The sequence below is a fragment of the Mesorhizobium sp. M7A.F.Ca.CA.004.06.1.1 genome (genome assembly GCF_003999135.1).
GTDB lineage: Bacteria > Pseudomonadota > Alphaproteobacteria > Rhizobiales > Rhizobiaceae > Mesorhizobium.
Map to the genome: position 1 here is coordinate 1 of NZ_RZPQ01000177.1, position 8,913 is coordinate 8,913.

At 55.9% G+C, this 8,913-nt stretch carries 5 protein-coding genes and 1 pseudogene; 2 read left to right on the forward strand and 4 right to left on the reverse strand.

Annotation, left to right across the window (positions count from 1 at the left end):
• Positions 1 to 144: 144 nt before the first annotated feature.
• Positions 145 to 2,343 carry an acetate--CoA ligase gene (locus EN906_RS13275; RefSeq protein WP_127375210.1) on the reverse strand — a complete coding sequence of 733 codons (2,199 nt, stop codon included), beginning with the start codon at positions 2,341 to 2,343 and terminating at the stop codon, positions 145 to 147.
• 2 nt (positions 2,344 to 2,345) lie between these two features.
• A complete protein-coding gene (locus EN906_RS13280) occupies positions 2,346 to 3,119 on the reverse strand; it encodes an enoyl-CoA hydratase/isomerase family protein (RefSeq protein WP_127266837.1) in 774 nt (257 codons plus the stop codon).
• 86 nt (positions 3,120 to 3,205) lie between these two features.
• Between EN906_RS13280 and EN906_RS13285 the strand changes: the two genes are divergently transcribed.
• Together EN906_RS13285 and EN906_RS13290 are read left to right on the forward strand one after the other, a co-directional pair.
• The gene (locus EN906_RS13285) at positions 3,206 to 4,168 is read left to right on the forward strand and encodes a LysR family transcriptional regulator (protein ID WP_127266836.1); all 963 of its coding nucleotides are present in this window, start codon (positions 3,206 to 3,208) and stop codon (positions 4,166 to 4,168) included.
• A 269-nt stretch (positions 4,169 to 4,437) separates the two neighbouring features.
• Positions 4,438 to 4,689 (forward strand): annotated as a pseudogene (locus EN906_RS13290) (transposase); the annotation flags it as partial.
• Between the two features lie 84 nt (positions 4,690 to 4,773).
• Here EN906_RS13290 and EN906_RS13295 read toward each other — a convergent pair.
• On the reverse strand, positions 4,774 to 5,724 hold the full coding sequence (locus EN906_RS13295; RefSeq protein WP_127266835.1) for a methyltransferase domain-containing protein: 951 nt from the start codon (positions 5,722 to 5,724) through the stop codon (positions 4,774 to 4,776).
• 244 nt (positions 5,725 to 5,968) lie between these two features.
• On the reverse strand, positions 5,969 to 8,635 hold the full coding sequence (locus EN906_RS13300; protein ID WP_127266834.1) for a condensation domain-containing protein: 2,667 nt from the start codon (positions 8,633 to 8,635) through the stop codon (positions 5,969 to 5,971).
• Positions 8,636 to 8,913 lie beyond the last annotated feature (278 nt).

Here is an 8,913-nt window from a genome sequence, read left to right on the forward strand (position 1 = left end):
CAACCATTCGGGTCGGGCCTCCGCCTCGAGAAAGAAGATCAGATCGCCGTAAAATCGGACTGTGTCAGCGCCGCCGTCGTGAATGTCGGTGACAAAAAGGCCGACACGATCTGTGCTTTTGCTAGGCTAGACATCAGGCTTCTCTTATTTTCCGACCAACCTCACATCGACGGGGTAGATCCCGCTTTCGTTCGCGATGATCGGGTTGATGTCGAGTTCTGAGAGATTTTCCATCCTCATGACCGCGAGGGAGACGGACGAGATAAATTCGGCAAGGGACCGCTTGTCGACTGGCCGATAGTTTCTGAAACCATCGAGGATCTTCGCAACACCCGTCTCGTTGATCATGTCCAAAGCTTCCGCCGGAGAAAGCGGCGCCGCGCGAAAGGTCACGTCCTTAACCGCTTCGACCAGCACACCCCCTGAGCCGAACAAGACCACCGGGCCGAAGACTGAATCGTTGACGGCACCCACGAACAACTCCAAGCCGTGATCCACCATCGGCGTGACGATGAAACCGAAGGTCGTCACCGGGGGAGCCTGGGACGCCATGGCCCTCGTGATGTCATCCGCGGCGGCGCTCGCCGCCTCTCGCGTCACGCCGAGGCGAACACCACCGACATCGGACTTGTGCACGATGACGGACGAGTCCACCTTCACCGCACAGGGCTTGCCAAAACTAGAGACTACCGAACTTACGGCCCCGGCATCGCTTGCCGCCGACCATTCGCCAGTGTCCACGCCCAGTTTCTGCAACATCTCGCGGGCTGTCGTCTCTGCCGATAGCCCGCTGGGAACGAAAACGCGGCGCGCGTCCGGTGCCAGCCTATCGGCATTGCTATTCTGTTTAGAAAGCCAATTAGCCCTTTCAAACAGTGCCTTGGACCCGGTCACGGCCCAATCGATAGAGGGGAAAATCTGGATGCCGCCGTTTCGTAAGATGTCGTGATTCTCCGGCTTGCGATTGCCGTAGCAGCTATGAAAAACCATAGGCAGGCCGCTGGCTTTCCGCAAAGCCACGATCCGCTCGGCCGCCGAATTCTCTGCTTTCAACAGAGATTCATCGAACCTTATGTGGTAGGCTCCACCCAACCCGTTTGTCAGAACGAGCCCTACCTGGGGATCTGACGCCAGAATTTCGATGCATTCGGGGAAAACGTCGGGATAGGCGTCAGCGGCGCTTGCAACATCAATCGGATTTTCGACACTGGCCTCGTCGCCGAGGACACTTCTCAGCTTGGTTTTGGTGTCTTCCGAGAGGGATGCTAGCGGCACCCCCGCCCGTGACAACGCATCAACGGCGAGTGTTGCGTGTCCACCACCATCGGTCAGAACCGCAATCCCGGTTTTTGGTTTAGGAAGTGGACTGGTTGCGAGAAGAGCAGCAACCGGCAACAACTCATCCGAACGATCGACTAGGGTTACGCCCATTTGCGCCAACACCTTTACGGCGATTTCGTCGGCGCCGGCAATCGAACCTGTATGGGAAAGCGCCGCCTTCCGACCCTCAATGGATCTCCCGCCGCGCAGCATCACAATCGGGCAGCTCAGCCCCACGCGTGCCGCCGCGTCAAGGAATCCGCGGCCGTCAAGAAAGCCCTCGTTGTAGATGGCGATTGAGCGGGTGCTTTCACGTCGGGAAAGCTCCTCGATCAATTCGCCATATTCGATATCGGTCTGGTTACCGAGTCCCGCGATGACATCGAAGCCGGGGCCATTGATGGAGCGACTGTCTTCGACGACCGAAAGCACCATGTTGCCGCTTTGGGTTAGAACACTGATTGGCCCACTCGGAGGCAGTTCCGGCAGGCCAATGAGGTCAGCCTGCACAGTGCAGTTCAGCATTCCCGATGTATTCGGTCCAATAATCCGGACCCCGCTTTTCTTTAAGGCATCAAGCAATCTCGTTTCCGCGGCAGAACCCTTGTCGCCTCGCTCACGGAACCCGTGCGCCAGAACCACTGCGCCGGCGATCCCTTTTTTACCGCACTGGATGAGGATATCCGGCACTTCCTCCGCCGGCCGAACGATCACCGCGATGTCCACACATTCGGGAAGGGCATCGACGTCGCTGAAAACTGGCAACTCGAGGATTGTCCCTCCTTTAGGATTGACCGGCAGGATCGGATAGCCGTAGCCGGCGTTCTTCAGCGCCTTGATGATCTGATAGCCGCGCTTGTCAGGGTTTGCCGAGGCCCCGATGATCGCTACAGAATGCGGCTCCAGTACTCGGCTCAAGGCTGTCGCTTCATTTTGGCGGCCTGTGGGAGCTGGCAATTCCGGCTCGCCATAGGCGAGTACGCCGTTCAAGGCCGTTGCTTCATTGTGGTGCCCCACGGTCATTTCTATCTTCCTTCGAAACGGGGCGAGCGGCGTTCCGCGAAGGCGGCGACGCCTTCTGCCCAATCGCTGGTTTCCATGATCGCCAGCAGGTCTTCGGCCTCGGCCCGAAAAAGCTTGTCGGGGCTTTGTGGTAAGTTGATCGCCGCCTTAAGACGAGCCATTGACAATGGTGCGTTCTTGACGATCCGCTCCACTAACGCCGCCGTGCGCTCCTTCAACTGATGCGCTGCCGGAGCCTCGGTTGCCAGGCCAATCTCCAGGCATTCTGCGCCGGTTATCCTGTCGCCCAGCAGCAAGAGTTTGGCGGCATTCCTCAACCCGATGAGCCTGGGAAGGCGGAGCGTCACACCTCCCCCCACATAGGTTCCAATGGCAATTTCTGGAAATCCGAGCTGGGCGTCCTCGGATATGATAAGAAAGTCAGCAGAGGTCGCGATTTCCGCCCCGCCGCCTAAAGCATAGCCGTGCACCTCGGCAATGACTGGCGTCTTCATCGTCTGAATTCGTTCGCACACGCGCTGCCCGAGCATAATATACGCCTCGCGCTCATCGCGCGTCCGTTCGCCGGATTTGTGGACCTTCAGATCAGCACCGGCACAGAAAGCGCGGCCGTTTCCGGACAGGATCACGCATCGGATCTCGGGGTCCTTATCTGCATGGTTCAGCGCATCCAACGTCTGTTGATACAGGGCTTCATTGACGGCATTCATCCGTTCGGGTCGGTTGAAGATAATGTGAAACGCTTGGTCTTCTTGCTTCGTCACGACTTCGTTCATGGACAATCTCTCAAGACGCTGATCCTGATACATTCGCCTCAAATCTATTGCGCGTCCAACATGTTTTGAGTATAGATCAATCGCGAATGAGCAATAATGTTACCCTCAGGCATTTACGGGCGTTCGTCGCGGTCGCGGAGCGTGGCGGGTATACGGCTGCGGCTCGCTCACTGAACATCGCGCAATCGGCTTTAAGCCGAACGATCGTGGAGGTTGAGGAGGAACTGGACACACGCCTGTTCGAGCGCACCACAAGAAGGGTGGTTCTTACGGCATCCGGCGAACAGCTGTTGATGAATGCGCGGCGTGTTCTTGAGGAATTCGACAGCGCGATGTCACGGTTCCAGCTATATCACAGCGGATTAAACGGGGTCGTGAGCCTAGCTGCACTTTCATCTGTTGCGTCTATCATGCTTCCGACATTCATTTCCGAATTCCGGAAAGGCAGACCCAACGTCAGAATCTCGGTGAAGGACGGTTTCGCGGATGAGGTTGTTCGCTACGTGCGCGACGGACAAGTTGATTTTGGTATCACATCCTTCCCAAAGGCAAGCGGACAGCTGATCTGTGAGCAGATCGCGGCGGATACTCTGGTGTGCATATGCTCGAAATCGCACAGATTTGTGGGATTGGAGACGGTGTCCTGGAACGACTTAAATGGCGAAGACTTCGTTGCGTTCGATCCATTGAGCAGCGTTCGCACTTGTGTTGATCGCGCTTTGCAAATTGCCGAAATCCAGCTCGGGACCATCACACAGGCTCGGGACGTCGGCACGGTTGCGGGCCTCGTATCCGCCGATCTAGGAATATCCGTCGTGCCTAGCCTTGTCCTGCCTATGATGCAGTTTTGTGAGATTACCCAAAAAAAGCTGGTAAGTCCCGCGGTCGAACGCGAGATCTATCTTGTCCATGATCCACAGACACCGATTCCTCCAGCCGCTGGATTTCTCATCGAAATGCTGCGGCATGCAGCGATGCATGGGTTCCGAACCCCGAACGGAGCAAGATGGGTGAACAAGCCGAAAGCTGAGCTGGCGAAAAAGAAATAGAAACCGAGCGGGCAAGAGCACCTTCTATCGCGCCACAGGACTTCCTGGTCAGGTCCTGTCATACCATATCCAATCGTAAATATTCGCTTTAGCCCTAGCAGCATGATATTTTGCCCGGCGGGGGCGGCACTCCTGCGGCAAGGGAAGCAGATTAATTATGTTGCGTATCGAAGTTCTTTGTCAGACCCCGTCGGTGAGTTCAACAAGGTTTATATCGAGCACACCAAGATTCGCGATGATCCGGTCGAGTGGTCCAATTTCAATTTAGTGTCACGCTCGCCTTTTGCTGGGCACATGTGCGCCGACGCTTCTATGAACTGGCGGCAGCCGGTCGCGCGCCGATCGCCAGTGAAGGCGCTGAGACGGATCGCCGATCTCTGTAAGATCGAGGACGGCATCCGCGGCCGACCGGCCGAGGACGCCGTGCGATGCGTCAGGAAAATAGCCGCGCTATCATCGCCGATCTCGAACCCTGGCTGCGCCAAAAGCTCGGCTTGATCAGCCAGAAAACCAAGCTCGCCGGGAGATCGACAGCAACGTGGTCGAGCGCTCCTTCCGTCTGACGAGCAAGAGGTTCGCCTCTTTTTGATAAGCGACACCATCTTTCACAAGCGTCGCCCGCTCCCGACCAAGGCATTGCGCGTTATACGCGCTTCGAACTGACCGCAAGAGGTTGGCGTCACGATGAGCCCGAAATAATTGTCAAGAAGTTCGAGCACACGCTTCGGGTCGGACCGCAGTTCTTCCAGACCATACATCTTCACCACATATTCGGCTAATAGTTGCAAAGCACTTTGTTTGTTCGCCCCGACCATAACAAACGGGTCTGCGATACGCTGCACTGTTATGTGATCGAACTGCGCAGAAGCGAATAAATCGAGCACTTCGCCAGCTGTAAAATGAGGATATTCGTGAGGCGTCACGGAATGAGTGGACACCACGTCAGCGAACCAGCGGGCAGTGGGTGAGCCTTCTTCGAAGTCATGAAGAACAAGGATGCCACCGGGCCGAAGAATTCGCGCAGATGCCTGAACAGCGGTGGCGCGCAGAGCGCGCGGGATGTGATGCGTTCCGTAAGCCATCAGCACCCCATCCACCGAGCCATCTCTAATGCAGTACGGATCGGCCGCACTTTGCCAGATCGCAAACAGGCCGTCCCGGATGCAGCGGTCCACCATGAACTGGGAGATATCAGAGTTGATGAACGTCGGGCAGCGCACCTCACCCAAGATTCGATGAGCTACCTTGTTCACATATCCGTCACCAGCTAGCAGATCGCAGATAATCAGTGATGGACTAAGTCCTTCGCAACCATTGGGGTGCATCTTCCCAAGAAGATCCATCACACCTTCGGATCGCGCTAGCAGCGACAATTGAATGCTATCGAGGTAATCCGCCCCGCGTCCTTCCGAGGTGAATTCGTTGCGCGAGAGATTGGCCAGATCGTCGTGGCGGGCGGACTGTTCTGCAACAACTCGCGGTTCGATCGCCATGAAGGCCAATGGGTTTAGCTTTTTTAACAGGTCGAAGTGCGAAGCAATCCCTTGAGAACTCATGCAATACTCCTCGTGACTAGCCGCCCATGAGCCGAGCGATCTTTAGGGTGAGAGCGGGCAACGCCTTTGCCTGAACGCTTGCCGAGCAAAGACGCCTGTAAATCAGTACCCCGATAGTCCGTTGGTTAAATCCTGTGTATCGCGCACCAAGAGACCGGTTTTTAGAAGATGACGCATGTACCTCGAGCGAGGCTTACTCTGGACCTTCCGAATTTGAGGACTTCATGTTGTGCGCCTCTCAATCCTAACCTTCAGGCAAGTCGTCCAACCAGCAAGCGCCCTCAAGGTGAGGCCGAGAGAAGATCTTTCCGATCTTCTCGCAAGTATTGTTTTGATGGTAGCGCATGTATAATCGGGCATCTGCTCCAATGTCGAGGATCTCGATCTTTCCCGTGTAGTGGGACATGATGTATTTGAATGTTTTTTGGATACCGCTGAGACGTTGGTTGATGCCGCGCACAATCTCTATTCCGCTGCGCAGCGAAACCTGAAAATGAGATGCGCCTTTCACCGGCCTGGCTTGAAATAGATAATACGGTCGCACACCCATCTGGTGGCACTTGGCGAAAGTAGCAGCCAAGATCTCGGGATCATCGTTGACATTCGCGAGAAGCACAGTCTGGTTAAGAAACTGAACGCCCTGTGCCCGCAGGAGCCGAATTTTAGCCTCCGCGAGGGCGGAGATTTCGCCAATGTGGTCAAAGTGCGTAACGATTACTGCAGCCTTTCCTGCGTTATGAATCCGCGTAAACAACGCCGGCAGATCCGGGTCATCGAAGCGCTTGGGCTGATAGGCCAGTGCCTTAGTGCCTATTCGGATCGAGTCGACATGAGGGATATCCAGCAAATTGCCAAGTAATTTTTGCAGACTTGCCGTATTGAGAACAAACGGGTCACCTCCTGTTACTAGCACATTTGTAATCTCCGGGTGATTCATGATGTATTTTCTAATACTTTCGAAATCAACTGCTGTCTCATCGGAATTTTTGCCGACAATTCGTTTTCTCAGACAATAGCGACAATATGAAACGCAACGGTCTGTCGCTATGATTAGTCCTGTTTGGGCGTATTTATGCTGAAAACCCGGAAATATCGTGTTATCTTGCTCACCACTGGTATCCAAGTTGCCGCCGCTGTTGAATTCAGCGAATGACGGCTGCACAATATACTTCAGCTGTTCGTAATAACCGCTGTTGATGATCTGTTCGTGGTAAAACTTTGTGACATGGCAACGCATGATGCTGTTGCTTTGCAGTTCGCCCTCGCTAACGACACGCGTCCCCTCGATAAAATTGATAACCCTGGTAGGCGTTCGCGGCTCCGAGTTGGTGCGCGGTACTTGAGTAGCCCAAGTCGGAGGTGCCGCGGAGGGTCCTAGCGCGTTCAACTCACCGGGTTCAATCACTTCCGGGACCCGGTCCGCCTCCGAGTCAGGCAACTCGTGAGCCGAGCGGTCCCGGGGAGAGGCTGCTTCCGTTAGATTCGACTGAATCGGGAATCGACGTTCATTAGCCAGCCGTGGTGCTGACCAGAGTCGCTGCCCGGGATCGGCCGCCAATTGGCCTAGCGCCTGCTGCAAATAGGCCACATACCGCTCGGCGGAGCTCCGCCCAAACAGCGATGTCCGGTAAACTAGCCTGCCACAAATAGCCTCGCCGAGCTCAAAGATATTAAGAGCCAGATCGTATTGCGCGACACAATCACCAGCGTCAGAATATACAATTTCGAGCCCTGGCAGTTCCACCGTCTCTCCAACAGTATTTTCTGATTTGACTATGACCTGCACAATTGGGGTTTGAGCACCTTTGCGAATTGGACCAACGACGTCCGTCGCCTGCTCAAAGGGCAGATCCTGGTGATCAAGGGCCCCAAGCACGGCGGCATTCACTCGCCCCAGCACTGTCTCCAGCGTCGGATCGCCCGACAGGTCGATCCGCAGCGGCAAGCAGTGGGAGAAACAACCGATCAGCCCCTTGCTTCCTGACCGGGTGCGGTCTGGGCACGGCGTGCCAATCACCACCTCGTCCTGACCCGACAAACGCGCCAGCGCCATTGCCCAGCCCGCTAGCACCGTAACGAACAGCGTGGTTCCACGACGCTGGCTCAGCACCTTCAGCTTTGCATTTAATGTCTCGTGCAACACGAAGTCGACGTAGCTGCCTGCAAATTCCTGCTTTACTGGACGTGGCACGTCGGTCGGCAGCTCAGGCACCGCTGAGGCGCTATTTAGCATTCGAAGCCAGTATCTAAACTGCCGCTCCAAAGCCTCAGCTGTCAGCCAACGTCGCTGCCAAATCGAGTAGTCCGCATACTGGACTGGCAGTGCCCTCAGCCGCGCTACGCGGCCCTCTTGAGCCGCAGCGTAGAACTCGCTCAGTTCGCGTAGCAGGATCTCACGGGACTGACTGTCCGAGACCATCTCATGCATGGTGATCAGCAGCAAATGATCATCTTCGCGTAAGCGCGCCAGCCGCGCGCGGATCAGCGGCCCGGCTTCCAGATCGAACCCGGCCTGCCCTTCATAGCGCATTAACTCAGTTAGTATCTCCTCTGCCTCCCCCTCCGCTGGGGCCGGTAGATACTCCCGTTTAAGCGGCACAACGTCCACTGGCCTGATCTGTTGGAACGGTTCGCCGTCCTCCACCGCGAAGGTGGTGCGCAGTACCTCATGACGCGCCATCAAGCAGTTCAAGGCCGAATGTAGGGCCACCTCGTCAAGCTGGCCGCGAACGCGAAGCCCCAGTTGGATGTGGCATGCCTCACTGCCGCTCTCCAGATGCGACAGGAACCAGAGCCGTTGCTGGTGGAATGATAGTGGTATCCGCAGCGGACGCGACAAGGCTTCAATTGCCTGAACCGCATTCGTGGGGTCGTTGGGCTCGTTAATTGCGATGGTCCTAGCCAATTTCATATGAAGTCCTACGATTGGAGATTCTGAAACCGCTAAGGTCAAACGGGTCCTTCCACTTGACTCGTCTGCAACCGGCGTGCCACCGAAGGTGCTGTTTCGGCAAGAGGGCAAAAGCCGAGCATTTCGCGCTGCAGCGGTGAATCTTTGCAGCTGGGTGTGTCGGGTTTCAAACTATTCGTTTGCTACGGTGGTACAAAAGGTAACGCTCCGGAGCTCTACCGAATCTCTCTTCCCGTCGAACCAAGGGAAACTGGAGTGCCCGAGGATCGGGGAACAAC

Excerpts from the sequence above, each read along its gene's own strand:
- EN906_RS13275 (WP_127375210.1), bottom strand. The coding sequence starts at position 2,343 with ATGACCGTGGGGCACCACAATGAAGCAACGGCCTTGAACGGCGTACTC.
- EN906_RS13280 (WP_127266837.1), bottom strand. The coding sequence starts at position 3,119 with ATGAACGAAGTCGTGACGAAGCAAGAAGACCAAGCGTTTCACATTATC.
- EN906_RS13300 (WP_127266834.1), bottom strand. The coding sequence starts at position 8,635 with ATGAAATTGGCTAGGACCATCGCAATTAACGAGCCCAACGACCCCACG.
- EN906_RS13295 (WP_127266835.1), bottom strand. The coding sequence starts at position 5,724 with ATGAGTTCTCAAGGGATTGCTTCGCACTTCGACCTGTTAAAAAAGCTA.
- EN906_RS13285 (WP_127266836.1), top strand. The coding sequence starts at position 3,206 with ATGAGCAATAATGTTACCCTCAGGCATTTACGGGCGTTCGTCGCGGTC.